Here is a 14,168-nt window from a genome sequence, read left to right as displayed (position 1 = left end):
AAAAAAACTGTAGACAAACTCGATTTTCATCGAGTTTGTCTACAGTCTGAGCTGACATCAAAATGATGTCAGCTTTTTCTTTGGAAAATATCAAATAGTTGAAGAATGACAGTAAATGTTGTGAAAAAAAGAAAAGGTAAAAAAAAGTTAAGCCAGAGTGAAGTGAGTAAAGGATGTAGCAATATACCGAAGAAAATAGAGAACAGCAAAAGGTCGAGAATGATAAACACTTTTAAACTGTAGATATCAAGAACTTCTTCGGCAAGTTCACGGTGCTCATGCAGGATGACCTTTTTATTAATCGATTTCATGTAATCACCTTAAACCTTTTACGATTAGATACTGTTGATATATGAAAAATCCGGAGAATTGGTGCTTAGTGGGAGAAATCTTCAGCCAAATTTACCAGAAAAACATAAAGTTAATATATTGTCTTAATATGCTATACTAATATAATAGTATAGGGATTTTTTTATAGTTTAATATACATATATTTTCGCAATATACATTGGATTTAAGGAAAGGAAGGGTTGAAGGTGAAATATAAAAATTGGATAGCAATACTTGTATTATTTGCTTGTTTCCTTTCAATGCTTTCCCTATCCTTAGCTAAAGCGGAAGGAGTGAAATGGCGGAATTTGACGAAAGATAATCCTTTAAGGCAGGCGGAAATATTGCAGGATAATAAAGAACTGCAAAGTTTATTTTTATTTCCTGAAGAGGATTTCGATGAACAGGAAGCCTTAAGGATTGTAGAAACTATTGATGCACTTCCTCATTCCCTACTGTTGAAAACTGTAGACCATGGAGTGAGAATGAAGCTATTCAACGGAAATTTGACAGAAAATCAATCAGCGGCCTATTTAAAAGGGAAAGCTCCACGTGGTTATTTGAATAAAGATACAACATGGGATTCCGTTCCAGGCATGGGTGGTTCATATACCGTATTAGTTAAAATCGGTGCAAGCGATAAGGGAAAAGGACATGGTTCTGTAAATTTGGAGCTACATGAGCTTGCGCATTCCATTGATAATATTGTTTATGATGGCATCCGTGAGGACATAGATTATTTGAGAATTTGGGGAAAGGAAGTAGATGTACTGTTTCCAGGACAGTCTTATTTTTTAAATTATCCTGAAGAATACTTTGCAGAAACATTTGCCATGTTTTATGTAAACTTTGAACAAAATCAACTACTTAGACAAAAAGCACCTGAGACTTATAATTTTATTAAACAATTAGATTAAACATTGAGCTGAAATACGTTAAAATAAGAAGGATGAATGTAGAAAAGGTGGTTTACCATGAAGCAATATTTAGATTTATGTAAGCATGTACTTGAAAATGGCACTCAAAAAGGTGATCGTACGGGAACAGGAACGATAAGTACCTTTGGATATCAAATGAGATTCAATTTAAAGGATGGGTTCCCTGTCCTTACAACGAAAAAAGTTAGTTTAAAAGCGATTATTCATGAATTATTATGGTTTTTAAAGGGTGACACAAATGTCAGCTACCTTCAGGAAAATAGCGTGCGCATTTGGAATGAATGGGCTGATGAAAAGGGAGAATTAGGCCCGATTTATGGTCATCAATGGCGTTCTTGGGGAGCAGCGGATGGAAGACAAATCGACCAAATCAGTGAAGTGATTGAACAAATTAAAACCAATCCAAATTCAAGAAGATTGATAGTAAGTGCTTGGAATGTGGGAGAACTGGACGAAATGGCATTGCCGCCTTGCCATGCTTTCTTTCAATTCTATGTGGCTGATGGCAAGCTTTCGTGTCAGCTTTATCAGCGTTCTGCCGATGTATTTTTAGGTGTTCCGTTTAATATAGCTTCATATGCGCTATTAACGATGATGATTGCCCAAGTATGTGATTTAGAAGTTGGTGAATTTGTACATACATTTGGGGACGTTCATATCTATTCGAATCACCTTGACCAAGTGGAACTGCAGTTGACAAGAGATCCCAAACCACTGCCAATCATGAAAATAAATCCGGAAGTGAAAAATATCTTTGATTTTAATTTCGAGGACTTTGTTCTGGAAAACTACGAAGCCCATCCCCATATAAAAGGTGAGGTTAGCATATGATATCGTTGATAGTGGCCATGGGTCAAAATCGAGTGATAGGGAAAAACAATCAACTACCGTGGTATTTACCAGCAGATCTCCAGTATTTTAAAAAAGTGACGTTAGGTCATCCAATTGTGATGGGCCGTAAAACATTTGAATCAATCGGGAGGGTGCTGCCTGGTAGGGAAAATGTCATCGTTACCCGAAATCTTGAATTTACAGCAGAGGGCTGCACTGTATTACATGATATTTCAGAAATTAAGACGTTTGCGGATAAAAGTGACAAGGAAGTCTTCGTGATTGGTGGAGCGGAAATCTTCAAAGAAATTCTTCCTTTTACAGACCGCTTATATATTACGGAAATTCATGAGAACTTTGAAGGTGACACTTATTTTCCGGAAATTAATGATGAAGAATGGGAAAAGATCTCATCTCTCCCGGGTATCATGGATGAAAAAAATCTCTATCCGCATGAATATATTATCCTGCAAAAAAAATAAGAGTGAAATCCGATTATGGAACATTAGCCATAATCGGATTTTTTGGTTTAAAACAAACAAAAGATAGAATTTTTAGAAAAATCAATTACATTAATAACAGTAAAGTGCTATAATAATTGAATTGATTAGGAAGGAAATGAGGGATTGTTATGAACCAGACTGTATCTATGAATAGGGGGATTCAATTGGAAGATATTCTAATTGCCTATAGAGAACTGAAAGAGATTGTTTTACATACTCCTTTACAAAAAAATCAGAGGCTCTCTGAAAAATATGAATGTAATGTTTATTTAAAACGAGAGGACCTTCAACATGTACGTTCCTTTAAATTAAGAGGAGCTTACTATAAAATGAAAAGCTTGACCCAGGAAGAGACGAAGAACGGAGTCGTATGCGCCAGTGCAGGAAATCATGCACAAGGAGTGGCCTTTTCCTGTAGTCAATTAGGAATTCATGGGAAAATTTACATGCCTGCTACAACACCAAGGCAAAAAGTCGATCAAGTTCAGTTATTTGGCAGGGAAAATGTTGAAATAGTCTTAATTGGTGATACATTTGATGATGCATTTGCCATGGCGATGGAATGCTGTGAAAAAGAAGACCGTTCCTTTATCCATCCTTTCAATGATGAAAAGGTAATCGCCGGGCAAGGTACAACAGCTGTTGAAATCCTAAATGATTGTGAAGATGAAATTGACTATATATTCGCAGCAATCGGTGGTGGGGGACTAATGGCCGGTGTTTCAAGTTATTTCAAATCGGTCTCGCCGAAAACGAAATGTATTGGAGTAGAGCCACTTGGTGCTGCTTCAATGGAATATTCGTTCAAAGAAGGAAAAGCGACTGAACTTGAAAACATAGATACCTTTGTTGATGGTGCGGCTGTTAAGCATGTAGGAGAGATGACATATCAGATTTGTAAGGAAAACTTGGAAGATATCGTTGTCGTTCCTGAAGGGAAAATCTGTACCACGATACTGGATTTATATAATCAGCATGCGATTGTGGCTGAACCGGCTGGGGCGTTATCAGTAGCTGCACTGGATTTATATAAAGAACAAATCAAAGGAAAAACAGTTGTTTGTCTTGTCAGTGGGGGTAACAACGATATTGGCCGTATGCAGGAAATTAAGGAAAAGTCTTTATTATTTGAAGGTCTGCTTTATTACTTTATCGTAAATTTCCCACAACGGGCAGGAGCACTAAGGGAATTCCTTGATGAGGTGTTAGGACCGAATGATGATATTAGCCGTTTTGAATATACGAAGAAAAACAATAAAGAAAGCGGGCCGGCCCTTGTTGGTGTGGAGTTAAAAGACAAAAATGATTATAATGGACTGATTCAAAGAATGAATAAAAAAGGATTCTCCTTTGTTGAAGTCAATAAAGACAGTAATTTATTTCACTTATTAATTTAATTATAGACAAAATGGTAAAGTAGGATAGAATAATAAATATGTTTTTACATTTTATTCTACCTGCACATTTGTTATAAATAATCTGTCGATAATTGTTACCATTTTATGAAGAAATGCCAGTTTACTTTCAATTGGTTGGAAATGGTATTATAATCAGAGTAGGTCGAATTACAACACCAAAGGGGATGTATCAATGTCGAACATTGGAGTACCTGGTCTAATTCTCATCTTAATATTAGCATTAATTATTTTCGGTCCGAAGAAACTTCCCGAGATAGGTCGTGCTTTTGGACAAACACTGCGTGAATTTAAAAAATCTACGAGTGAATTAACAAAAGGTGATTATGAAGAAGAAAAGAAAACACAACAAAAAAATCATGAATAATTAAATGCTGGGCGTAAGATGGTACCGTCTTGCGCCTTTATGCTGAAACAAAGATACGGATTTTCAGATGAAGGCGTGATCAACTTTGGAAGATAAAGAATTAAATATCATCGATCATCTCGATGAATTGAGAAAACGGCTTATCATTACGGCTGTTGCTTTTTTCATCTTTTTTATCGTCAGTTTTATTTATGTTAAAGATATCTATAATTGGTTTGTGAAGGATCTTGATTTCGACTTAATGGTATTAGGACCGAGTGATATTATCTGGATTTACTTTATGCTTTCAGGAGTTGTAGCCATTGCCACAACGATTCCGATAATTGCTCTGCAAATCTGGTTATTTGTTAAACCGGCTTTGATGCCAAATGAAGTAAGAGCCACGCTTGCCTATATACCTGCTCTCTTCATACTTTTTATCGGAGGACTTGCTTTTGGTTATTTTGTCATCTTCCCAACCGTTCTTCAATTTTTGATTGAATTGGGCGATGATATGTTCATAACCAACTTTACAGCGGATAAGTATTTTTCATTCGTCTTGAATATGACACTTCCTTTTGCTGTTTTATTTGAGCTCCCTGTAGTTACCATGTTTTTGACCTCAATTGGTGTAATTAACCCATACGTGCTTCAAAAATTAAGGAAGTATGCTTATTTTGTACTTGTGGTTATAGCGGTTTGTATTACGCCACCTGATTTTATGTCAGACTTTTTGGTTATGGTTCCTCTATTGTTATTATATGAAATCAGTATTTCACTATCTAAAATAGTGTATAAACGTAAGGTGAAGCGAGAAAGTTTACTTGAAGAAACCTTTAATAACGAGGAAGATTTATAAAAAAATGACCCATGAAGGCATTATGCCCTTGTGGGTCATTTTTAATTTAAAAAATGCTGGGGCTTGTCAGTTTTTTATACATATGAATATTTATACTTTTGGGTTTATTGTGTATAATATAAGCAATCGGTTAAAAATGAGGATTGATAATTTGATGTTCAAATGCTTGGAATTCAAAGATTGTTTTGGACATAAGGTCACAATTTCAGAAATTCCTGTTTTATTGCCTAGTGATCCGAATTTTTTTATGTTGACCGTGCGTTTGGAAGTGTTTGTAAAACGAGTTTTTGATAATAAAGATCATAAAGAAAATTACTCATTTAAGCATTATTTAGCATCAGTACTTAAACGGCCTGTTTATCACAAGATTTTTCATGAGAATTTACTTAATAATGCTTAATGTGGACTGTTCCATAGCTAACTTCTCCTATAAAAGAGATGCCTCTAATTCCATGTAATATCGAATAAGCGGCGTGTGGTTAGTTGGCTTATGGGATGGTCTTTTTTTTGTGTAATCATTTAGAATTAAATGTATTCTTTAACATAGAAAATGAATAGTTTAGTTTGAATGCGTTCTTTGAGTAGGTATAATACAATAGATATGTTAATTTAGGGATGTGTAATTATGAATAAAGTAAAGATAGTAACAGACTCAACAGTAGATATGACACCAGAAGAACTAGAATATTATGATATAACAATGGTTCCTCTATCAATCTATATTGATGGAGAGACTTTTTTGGATAAGGTTGAAATAGAACAGGAAGAATTCTTGATAAGAATGAATCTGTCTAAAGAACTTCCAAAAAGCTCTCAACCAGCAGTAGGAACCTTTGTGGAGGTATATGATGAACTTGGGAAAGACGGTAGTGAGATTATTTCTATTCATATGACTGGTGGTATGAGTGGCACAGTCCGCTCAGCGGAGAGCGCGGCTAGTATGTCTGATGCAAAAGTTACCGTTTTAGACTCTAAATTCATTTCAAAGGCCATGTCATTTCAGGTTATTGAGGCAGCAAAAATGGCGAAAGAAGGGAAATCTTCTGAAGAGATAATTGAACGCCTAGAAAACATTAAAAAGCAGTCAAGTTTAATCATTGTCATTGAAACTCTTGATAACCTTGTGAAGGGTGGAAGAATTGGTAAAGTTTCTGCGTTTATCGGTTCCCTATTGCACATCAAGCCGATTGCTCTTCTTGACGATGGTGTACTGAATCCTGTGTCCAAAGCTAGAAGCCAGTCACAGGTTGTGAAATATATTGTCAAGAAATTCAAGGAAGATACACACGGAAAAACAATTAAAAGCATTGGGTTTGTTCATGCAAACGGTTTTGAAATTGCGGATAAAGTTCGTAAATCCATATCAGAATTATCAGGTTTTCACGATATAAAGATAGAGGCAACTACTGCTGTAGTCAGTACCCATACAGGTGAAGGCGCCATGGCTATTATGTATTATTGGGACTGATTTCTTATAGAAAAGCAGTTACCGAAGTTATGTGTATGATTTGAGCTATTTCATTGTTCAATAAATTGTCTTTAGATTGTAGAAAGAGTTACTTTTCTCACACCACTTGGTCTGGTAGAATAAATGAAGTAACAGAATATTTTATACATAAAGGACGGGGTAGGGATGAGAATGCTGCATTTGCTTAAGGCAGCTATAGGCACAACGGTATTATTGCTGTTAACAGCATGCGGTTCAAGCGGAGTACCTGATGCGAAAAACTGGGACCTTGAAAATTTCAGTTACATAGATCAGGAAGGGGAACCCTTTTCAAAAAGTGACCTTAAAGGAAAGGTTTGGGTCACGGACTTTATCTTTACAAGTTGTGAGGATGTATGTTTGCCAATGACTTCAAATATGTCTAAACTTCAACAAATGTTGAAGGACGAAGGCATCTCAGATGTAGAGTTTGTTTCCTTTTCAGTGGATCCAGAGATTGACAAACCCGATGTATTAAAAAAGTTTGGAGATCAATTTAATGTAGACTACGGAAACTGGCACTTCCTAACTGGCTATGGTCAAGAAGAAATCGAGCAGTTTGCATTGGAGAACTTTAAAACACTTGTTAAGAAACCTGAAAATGAGGACCAGGTTATCCATCAGACTAGCTTTTTTCTAGTGGATCAGGATGGGAAGATTATTCAAGAATACACAGGTTTGCAGGATATTCCATTTGATGAAATCATCAAACATATTAAAATTTTACAGAATTATTGAACAGGTTAAATTACCTGTTCTTTCTGTTTTTATAGTTTTAAAATGAAAATAAAGGGAAAAGTCCATTATCCTATAGTCAAATAGTTGTAAATCGTTTATGAACGAAACAGCAGAAGTGAAGAATGATTTTACATGCTAAGTACATGCTAAAATTTATAGGACTAGCTTTTAATCCCTGCTTTTTTTCATAGTATATAGTAACTATTGCTTTAGCAAAGAGTAGAATAGAAAGAGGGTATATTGTTTGCAATCTTTCGTTTTCTACATGATATAATATATGGGTAGGAAGGTGAGGATCATGTGGTACAAAATCACCTGTCTTTTCATATGCCTAGTTTGGATTTCAGGTTGCAGTCAAAGTGAAACTGTTTCAAATCAGTCATCAGTTCAGCAAAAGAGCGTCATTGAACTGAGTGAAAAGGAAACCATTCCAGCCAGCTTTTTTCCGGATCCTGTTCAAATTGTTTCCATCGGTGATTCCTTGACCCAAGGTGTCGGGGATAGCAAAGATAATGGCGGCTATCTGCCTTATTTACAAAATAAGCTGGAAAAAGAACCATCCATTATTTCTGTAGAGATGATTAATCATGGCATTCGGGGAAATCGGACCGATCAACTTTTAAAAAGATTGGATAAGGCAGAAATTCAAGACGACATTGAACAAGCCGACTCCATAGTTGTCACAATCGGTGGAAATGATATCATGAAGGTATTTAAACAGAATTTTTCCAACTTGGAACTGAATCAGTTTGATTCAGCAAAAATAGGATATGAAAAAAGATTAAGACAGATACTTGATAAGGTGCGCTCTGAAAATGATCACGCCCAGATTTACCTTGTGGGTGTATATAATCCATTTTCAAAATGGTTTGCCGATTTTTATGAACTTGATATGATCATGAATGATTGGAATGAAAGCGGGAAAGAGATTATCAAGGAATATGATTCAGCATATTTTATCGAGATAGATGATATTTTTAAAAACTCTGAAGAAGACTTGCTGTATGCTGAGGATTATTTTCATCCGAATGATCGCGGGTATGAGCTAATTGCAACAAGAATCTATAATAACATGGAAATTACCACTATTGGAAAGGACACGTTAGAAGCTAGTGCCAAAGGAGATGATGACCAAGAATGACAAAAGTCAAATGGAAGGCTTTGTTTATTTCTTTATTAGCCCTAAACATCCTGGTCATCCTGTTCGTCCTGATTTTAGTTAATCTTCCGGCTAAAGATAAAGAGCTGATACCAAAAGTAAGTTACGAAGAGGATATACAATTTCAGATTCATACGAATCGGGAAGACCTGACTCGATTAATCAACCAGTATCTTGATAAAGAAGGATTGACAGGATCTATTCATTATGAAGTTTTTTTAACGGATGAAGTCGAGCTGTATGGAACAATGCCATTTTTTAATCGTGAAGTTGAAATGAAATTAACGTTTGAACCAATTGCTCAAAAGAATGGTGATTTGATCTTAAAGCAAAAGTCTGTTGCTGTTGGACAGATGAATCTTCCGGTTTCATATGTCATGAGTTTAATTAACGATCGGTATAATATGCCGGAGTGGGTCAGTATTCGCCCCAACGACGAAAGTATTTATGTATCACTGCAGGATATGGAACTTAAAAGCGACATTAGGGTAAAGGCAAAAGAATTTGATTTGAAAAATGATGATATTTCATTTTTATTGACCATCCCGTCTTCGCTGCAGTGAATAAAGAATAAATGGGTAAAAAACCAGGATCAAGGTATCCTGGTTTTTTACCCATTTATGGAGTTAATGTAAGTGTTTCTAATGCAGGTTGATCTTGATTCAATCCGATTATATAAATAGTTGAGGAGGTATCTGCTTGAAAATCTGTGTTGGGTAATGAGAGTGCAACATCTTTTGTACCAGCGGTTCTCACTTCAAAATCAACTTTCATAGGGTATAGATTTAAATATTCGCTTACTTTACGAAACGGAAGGTTTGCAAACACGACATCTCCATCTTTTACGGCAATATCGACTGAAGGTGTATCATATGATAGATGGATAAATCGTACCTTGGCTTCATTTTGAGGAACAAATGGATTATCTTCTAAAGTTAACATTTTCAACGATTCATTTGCCCCAGCGGCAGCGACTGTAAATGATTTTCCACTTTCGAGCCCGACCTTCCGGCTCAATATGGTTGAAGTGGTTTGCCCAGTAGGGTATATATCGATTTGATACATTCCAGGGGGTAATGATAAATAACCACTGTTACCTTTATATACAAAGTTCTTGAGAATGCGCATTTCATTTACATATACATCGATAGCTGGAGACTTTGGGGCAGCGTGTAGAATTCTTACATATGAGGGTGCTACTGTATTTCTTTGTTCATATCTCATGGGTTGTGTTGCTTTTTCGAGACTTTTTAAGTGCTTATGATAATAATAATCATGCAGATGTGGATTGCTGTATTTATAGTAAGAGGATAGTAAATCATAAGCTACGGCTTTTTGTAAAAATGATTGTTTATCGCTCAAATTCCTTCACCTCTCATTTTATTCATTATGAACCCATCATATGGAAGTATGCTTGGGCATGTGTCAAACCTAACTTGAAGTGGTGAGTCAGCATATATTAATCATTTTGAACAGCAAAATATTTTACAGGGCAAGATAAAAGCGTTAAAATGCATTCAATGGAACGTTTGCATAAAAGGAGGATATTTCATTTGACTAAGCAATTAGAGAAAGCAACATTCGCAGGCGGCTGTTTCTGGTGTATGGTAAAGCCATTCGATGAGCAGCCTGGTATCGAATCAGTTATCTCAGGCTATACAGGGGGTACAAAGGAAAATCCTACTTACAAAGAGGTTTGTTCTGAAACCACGGGACATTATGAGGCTGTTCAGATTACTTTTGATCCGAGTGTATATCCTTATGAAAAATTAATCGAATTGTTTTGGCAGCAAATTGACCCAACTGATCCAGGAGGACAATTTTATGACCGTGGCAGTTCCTATCAAACGGCGATTTTTTATCATGACGAAAATCAACGCGAAATTGCTGAAGCTTCCAAAGTAAAACTGCAGGAGAGCGGCAAATTTTCCAAATCAATTGTTACTCCGATTATTCCTGCCCAAACGTTTTATCAGGCTGAGACGTATCACCAGCATTATTATAGAAAGCAACCTGAGCATTACGAAAGGTATTCGATTGGGTCAGGACGTAAATCATTTTTACAACATCATTGGGGGGGAAAAGATGAACAGTAAAGAAGAATTAAAGCAGAAACTTTCACCAATTCAATATGAAGTCACTCAAAATAATGGGACAGAACCAGCTTTTCATAATGAATATTGGAACTTGAAGGAAGCGGGACTATATGTAGACGTCGTTTCCGGCAACCCTCTATTTACTTCAAAGGAAAAGTTTGATTCTAGCTGTGGATGGCCAAGCTTCACTAAACCGCTAGTGGAAGAAGAAGTGGTAGAAAATCTAGATACTAGCTACGGTATGAGAAGGATTGAAGTGCGCTCAAAAACTGCCGATTCTCATCTTGGTCATGTTTTCAATGATGGACCCGGACCATCTGGATTACGTTATTGCATCAATTCTGCCTCGTTAAAGTTCATTCCGGTCCAAGATCTTGAAAAAGAAGGATACGGGGAATATAAGAAGTTGTTTGATTAATTAGAAAACCCTATCACTGGATGATAGGGTTTTTTTATCTGCTTTACTAGTGGTTTATATCATCGGTGATGATCGATGATATACGTACATATGGTAATGCGGTCGGATCGCTTGCCATTGTTCTTCCGGTTACTTCAAAACGGACCGTGTGTGAACCGGGAGAAAGTCCATTGGTGATAAACAAATATCTTTCTCGTGCAAAGGGCCACCATGTATTTAAAGATGTGATATTATTTCCATCGATAATTACAGCCACTTCCCCGCCATCAGGGCTTCTAAGTAGTTTCACACCAAGAATACTCCCTTTGAAATTGTATTCAATCAGGCTCCCTTTTGCATTACTTGTAAAGTAGTCTCCTCTTGGACGGAAACCGATCATCTTTTCATAGTTGTCAACTTCTGATAAATCTAATTCAGAACCGGCGTGAAGCTTGGAGGGAAGGCTTGCTATTGGCTTCTCCTGTTTTAAATTATCAAGAAATTGTTCATAAATTGCATTAGCATAAAATTGATAGCCTAGTCCATTTGGATGTATTAAGTCTTTAGTCAGCTGTTTTTCAGTATAGCCTGAAGTCTGAAAAATTGGCCGCATATCTACATTAGTAGCCCCATAATGTTTAGATAATAGTTCGATAGCTGATGCAAATTCCTCATATTTCAAGCTGCTTTCCGTTATTGTAAACATTTCTGCATTAGGATGGAGACGCTTCGCCTTCCTGATTAACGCCTCATACGTCATGATGAAATCGTCTACCTTCATGTATTTGCGGTCATTCTCGCCGAATACGATAAAAATTAAATCTTTATGGTCATGTTTCTTTCTTTGGGAGAGCTTAAAGAGGCCTTCAAAAGCAGTGGAGCCGCTTTGGACCACATAATCCCCGTGAAAAGGAATATCGTTGACGTCATTCATCTTGTTTTCTAGCTGTTTGAACCATGTTAAATTAGGATTTTCGGCTCCAGAGCCTCTTCCAATACTGTCACCAACAACAAGGTATTGAATCGGCTGGCCGGATTGAAATTTTTGATAAACATTTAATGAATCATCTGATCCATAGGTTTTAGGAACTTTTTGAAGGATATAGCTGATAAGAAGAATCGTGGCAATTGCAGCGAAAGGGATGAAGGGTTTTGCGTTCTTTTTCAATGTAGTTCCCCCGAATTAACATTTTATTTATCTAAATAGGTAAGAGATAGCTTAAAGACTTAAAGAGGCTAAGAATGGTTTTTTCCTTATTATATCCCAATTTGAAACTTACACAATAAGTACTAGGCGATTTTTTGACATTTTTCGCGGTTGCCCTTGGCTGTTCACCTAATATGATTTATAAAGATGAAAGCAATAATTGGAAAGTTTTTTCTTAAATCTAGAAAAATAGGCTAATGCACAGACCAAGGCGGGCTTAATGACATATGGTAAGGTGTAAAGAGAAATCAGAAATCAAGAAGGAGTGAAACTTAATGTACGGATATGGTGGATATGGCGGAGGATATGGTTATGGTGGTGGCTGCGGTGGCGGTTGCGGTTTTGGTTCAGGTTTCGCGTTAATCGTTGTATTGTTCATTCTGCTGATTATCATCGGTGCTTCATTCTGTTGCTAACAAAAGAAAAAACTAAAAGACCAGTAAATGCTGGTCTTTTCTTTATGTTAGTAATTTAAAGGAATAAATCCTATTTAAATACTTACTTTCTCAGACCAGTGTCTGGGGGGCTGGATTGCCCGTAAAATTATCGAAAAAAACCAACTGAAAAATATCGAAGAACCGGTTTTTAGCTGGTGAAAGAAAATAACCAGGAATCCTAGTTATTTTTCTTTGGAATAAACTATGAAATAATACGAATGCATGTTCTTAAGTGTCCTAGTTTTTCTTTATTCAGCATATCTGCTAAAATAACGAAAGATATAATTATTTTAGGGGGAAAAAAAGATATGAAACCTTCTCGTTTAAAAGCTGGCGATGAAATCCGGATTATTGCACCTTCGAGAAGTCTGGCGATTGTCAAAGGGGAACAACGCAGGCTGGCAGAAGAAAGATTAATGGAGCTTGGATTTAAAGTGACATATGGTAATACGGCTTTGGTCCATGACGACTTTTTCTCGAATTCAATTGAAGATCGAATTGAGGATTTACATGATGCGTTTCGGGACCCAAATGTAAAGGGAATCTTTACGGCTATTGGCGGTTATAATGCCAACCAATTACTACGATATATTGACTACGATTTGATTAAAGAAAATCCAAAAGTGTTGATGGGATATAGTGATATAACGGCTATCTTATTGGCAATTTATAAAAAAACAGGCTTAACTACATACCCTGGTCCTCATTTCTCGACGTTCGGCATGAAGGCTGGGCTGGAATATACAATGGAATACTTTAAAAAAGCAGTTCTCCAGGTTGATGACTTTTATCTTGAACCAAGTGAAACGTGGAGTGATGATTCATGGCATTTAGAACAGGATGATCGCACTTTCCATACAAATTCAGGATATATGGTCATTCAGGAAGGGGAAGCGACAGGGACAATCATTGGAGGCAACCTTTGTACAATCAATCTTTTACAGGGTACAGAGTATATGCCTTCTTTAAAGGATAGTATCCTGTTTATAGAAGATGATGAAGAAAGCCATCCATTCAGTTTTGACCGAGATTTACAGTCATTGCTTCAATTGCCAGATGCAAGCGGAATAAAAGGAATTGTCATAGGCCGTTTCCAAAAGGAATCCGGGATGACTGATTATGCGTTGCAGGAAATTATTTCAACAAAGAAAGAAATAAATGGTATACCTGTCATCGCGAATGCTAACTTTGGACATGTTCATCCATTTGTAACGGTCCCGGTAGGTGCAAAAGCAGTGATGAATGTGAAAAACGGAAAAGTAACTGTTAATGTCCTTTCATAAAAAAACTAGAGATAAGACGCCGTTCAAAAGTGGACGGTGTTTTAAGTTATTTTGGATGTGGTCTGGTAATTCCCTATATTATGAATATATTTCTACTTGCCTGAAGCTATGTTTTCTGGTTGATTTTAGGAGTAATACCTCTT

The 14,168-nt window shown here is 36.4% G+C and carries 18 protein-coding genes; 15 read left to right on the top strand and 3 right to left on the bottom strand.

The window, feature by feature from the left end:
* Positions 1-68 precede the first annotated feature (68 nt).
* Positions 69-311, bottom strand: a complete 243-nt coding sequence (locus RE409_RS16855) for a hypothetical protein (protein WP_053346628.1) — start codon at positions 309-311, stop codon at positions 69-71.
* 225 nt (positions 312-536) lie between these two features.
* Between RE409_RS16855 and RE409_RS16850 the strand changes: the two genes are divergently transcribed.
* The 11 genes from RE409_RS16850 (at position 537) to RE409_RS16800 (ending at position 9,168) form a co-directional block, all read left to right on the top strand.
* On the top strand, positions 537-1,247 hold the full coding sequence (locus RE409_RS16850) for an anthrax toxin lethal factor-related metalloendopeptidase (RefSeq protein WP_309557831.1): 711 nt from the start codon (positions 537-539) through the stop codon (positions 1,245-1,247).
* 57 nt (positions 1,248-1,304) lie between these two features.
* Entirely contained in the window at positions 1,305-2,099 is a 795-nt protein-coding gene (locus tag RE409_RS16845) for a thymidylate synthase (RefSeq protein WP_201223946.1), read from the top strand.
* Positions 2,096-2,581, top strand: coding sequence for a dihydrofolate reductase (locus tag RE409_RS16840; protein WP_201185440.1), 486 nt, complete (start codon positions 2,096-2,098; stop codon positions 2,579-2,581). The genes RE409_RS16845 and RE409_RS16840 overlap by 4 nt, the downstream gene beginning before the upstream one ends.
* A 149-nt stretch (positions 2,582-2,730) precedes the next feature.
* Positions 2,731-3,999 (top strand): threonine ammonia-lyase IlvA, encoded by a 1,269-nt coding sequence (ilvA, locus tag RE409_RS16835; protein ID WP_201185439.1) that lies wholly within the window; start codon positions 2,731-2,733, stop codon positions 3,997-3,999.
* Between the two features lie 193 nt (positions 4,000-4,192).
* A complete protein-coding gene (locus tag RE409_RS16830; RefSeq protein ID WP_053346624.1) occupies positions 4,193-4,384 on the top strand; it encodes a twin-arginine translocase TatA/TatE family subunit in 192 nt (63 codons plus the stop codon).
* Between the two features lie 85 nt (positions 4,385-4,469).
* Positions 4,470-5,222 carry a twin-arginine translocase subunit TatC gene (gene tatC, locus RE409_RS16825; protein WP_201185438.1) on the top strand — a complete coding sequence of 251 codons (753 nt, stop codon included), beginning with the start codon at positions 4,470-4,472 and terminating at the stop codon, positions 5,220-5,222.
* 4 nt (positions 5,223-5,226) lie between these two features.
* Positions 5,227-5,622 carry a DUF2535 family protein gene (locus RE409_RS16820; protein ID WP_242485403.1) on the top strand — a complete coding sequence of 132 codons (396 nt, stop codon included), beginning with the start codon at positions 5,227-5,229 and terminating at the stop codon, positions 5,620-5,622.
* 225 nt (positions 5,623-5,847) lie between these two features.
* Positions 5,848-6,690, top strand: a complete 843-nt coding sequence (locus RE409_RS16815) for a DegV family protein (RefSeq protein WP_056520834.1) — start codon at positions 5,848-5,850, stop codon at positions 6,688-6,690.
* A 165-nt stretch (positions 6,691-6,855) separates the two neighbouring features.
* On the top strand, positions 6,856-7,446 hold the full coding sequence (locus tag RE409_RS16810) for an SCO family protein (RefSeq protein WP_116820621.1): 591 nt from the start codon (positions 6,856-6,858) through the stop codon (positions 7,444-7,446).
* 298 nt (positions 7,447-7,744) lie between these two features.
* The gene (locus tag RE409_RS16805) at positions 7,745-8,587 is read left to right on the top strand and encodes an SGNH/GDSL hydrolase family protein (RefSeq protein WP_201185436.1); all 843 of its coding nucleotides are present in this window, start codon (positions 7,745-7,747) and stop codon (positions 8,585-8,587) included.
* Positions 8,584-9,168 carry a YpmS family protein gene (locus RE409_RS16800; protein WP_053346618.1) on the top strand — a complete coding sequence of 195 codons (585 nt, stop codon included), beginning with the start codon at positions 8,584-8,586 and terminating at the stop codon, positions 9,166-9,168. The genes RE409_RS16805 and RE409_RS16800 overlap by 4 nt, the downstream gene beginning before the upstream one ends.
* Before the next feature lie 55 nt (positions 9,169-9,223).
* Here the strand turns inward: RE409_RS16800 and RE409_RS16795 are convergent, their stop codons facing one another.
* Positions 9,224-9,967 (bottom strand): DUF4397 domain-containing protein, encoded by a 744-nt coding sequence (locus RE409_RS16795; protein WP_201185434.1) that lies wholly within the window; start codon positions 9,965-9,967, stop codon positions 9,224-9,226.
* A gap of 242 nt (positions 9,968-10,209) precedes the next feature.
* On the opposite strand from RE409_RS16795, the gene msrA reads away from it, so the two are divergent.
* Together msrA and msrB are read left to right on the top strand one after the other, a co-directional pair.
* Entirely contained in the window at positions 10,210-10,701 is a 492-nt protein-coding gene (gene msrA / locus RE409_RS16790) for a peptide-methionine (S)-S-oxide reductase MsrA (RefSeq protein ID WP_397444185.1), read from the top strand.
* Positions 10,691-11,119, top strand: a complete 429-nt coding sequence (gene msrB / locus RE409_RS16785; RefSeq protein ID WP_201185431.1) for a peptide-methionine (R)-S-oxide reductase MsrB — start codon at positions 10,691-10,693, stop codon at positions 11,117-11,119. The genes msrA and msrB overlap by 11 nt, the downstream gene beginning before the upstream one ends.
* Before the next feature lie 46 nt (positions 11,120-11,165).
* Here msrB and RE409_RS16780 read toward each other — a convergent pair whose 3' ends face one another.
* The gene (locus RE409_RS16780; RefSeq protein ID WP_201250753.1) at positions 11,166-12,266 is read right to left on the bottom strand and encodes an SGNH/GDSL hydrolase family protein; all 1,101 of its coding nucleotides are present in this window, start codon (positions 12,264-12,266) and stop codon (positions 11,166-11,168) included.
* A gap of 314 nt (positions 12,267-12,580) precedes the next feature.
* On the opposite strand from RE409_RS16780, the gene RE409_RS16775 reads away from it, so the two are divergent.
* Positions 12,581-12,721, top strand: a complete 141-nt coding sequence (locus RE409_RS16775) for a YjcZ family sporulation protein (RefSeq protein WP_082527402.1) — start codon at positions 12,581-12,583, stop codon at positions 12,719-12,721.
* A gap of 329 nt (positions 12,722-13,050) precedes the next feature.
* A complete protein-coding gene (locus RE409_RS16770; RefSeq protein WP_201185426.1) occupies positions 13,051-14,025 on the top strand; it encodes a S66 family peptidase in 975 nt (324 codons plus the stop codon).
* Positions 14,026-14,168: the final 143 nt, after the last annotated feature.

It is taken from the genome of Peribacillus sp. R9-11, from assembly GCF_031345095.1.
GTDB classification, from domain to species: domain Bacteria; phylum Bacillota; class Bacilli; order Bacillales; family DSM-1321; genus Peribacillus; species Peribacillus butanolivorans.
Note: the sequence above shows the minus strand (reverse complement) of the source record. Positions and strands in the feature narration are given on the sequence as shown.

What these genes read in the sequence shown, in the direction of transcription:
- RE409_RS16770 (WP_201185426.1), top strand. Translation starts at nt 13,051, where the DNA reads ATGAAACCTTCTCGTTTAAAAGCTGGCGATGAAATCCGGATTATTGCA.
- RE409_RS16845 (WP_201223946.1), top strand. Translation starts at nt 1,305, where the DNA reads ATGAAGCAATATTTAGATTTATGTAAGCATGTACTTGAAAATGGCACT.
- RE409_RS16805 (WP_201185436.1), top strand. Translation starts at nt 7,745, where the DNA reads ATGTGGTACAAAATCACCTGTCTTTTCATATGCCTAGTTTGGATTTCA.
- RE409_RS16840 (WP_201185440.1), top strand. Translation starts at nt 2,096, where the DNA reads ATGATATCGTTGATAGTGGCCATGGGTCAAAATCGAGTGATAGGGAAA.
- msrA (WP_397444185.1), top strand. Translation starts at nt 10,210, where the DNA reads ATGGTAAAGCCATTCGATGAGCAGCCTGGTATCGAATCAGTTATCTCA.
- RE409_RS16775 (WP_082527402.1), top strand. Translation starts at nt 12,581, where the DNA reads ATGTACGGATATGGTGGATATGGCGGAGGATATGGTTATGGTGGTGGC.
- RE409_RS16855 (WP_053346628.1), bottom strand. Translation starts at nt 311, where the DNA reads ATGAAATCGATTAATAAAAAGGTCATCCTGCATGAGCACCGTGAACTT.
- RE409_RS16800 (WP_053346618.1), top strand. Translation starts at nt 8,584, where the DNA reads ATGACAAAAGTCAAATGGAAGGCTTTGTTTATTTCTTTATTAGCCCTA.
- RE409_RS16830 (WP_053346624.1), top strand. Translation starts at nt 4,193, where the DNA reads ATGTCGAACATTGGAGTACCTGGTCTAATTCTCATCTTAATATTAGCA.
- ilvA (WP_201185439.1), top strand. Translation starts at nt 2,731, where the DNA reads ATGAACCAGACTGTATCTATGAATAGGGGGATTCAATTGGAAGATATT.
- RE409_RS16810 (WP_116820621.1), top strand. Translation starts at nt 6,856, where the DNA reads ATGAGAATGCTGCATTTGCTTAAGGCAGCTATAGGCACAACGGTATTA.
- RE409_RS16820 (WP_242485403.1), top strand. Translation starts at nt 5,227, where the DNA reads ATGACCCATGAAGGCATTATGCCCTTGTGGGTCATTTTTAATTTAAAA.
- msrB (WP_201185431.1), top strand. Translation starts at nt 10,691, where the DNA reads ATGAACAGTAAAGAAGAATTAAAGCAGAAACTTTCACCAATTCAATAT.
- RE409_RS16815 (WP_056520834.1), top strand. Translation starts at nt 5,848, where the DNA reads ATGAATAAAGTAAAGATAGTAACAGACTCAACAGTAGATATGACACCA.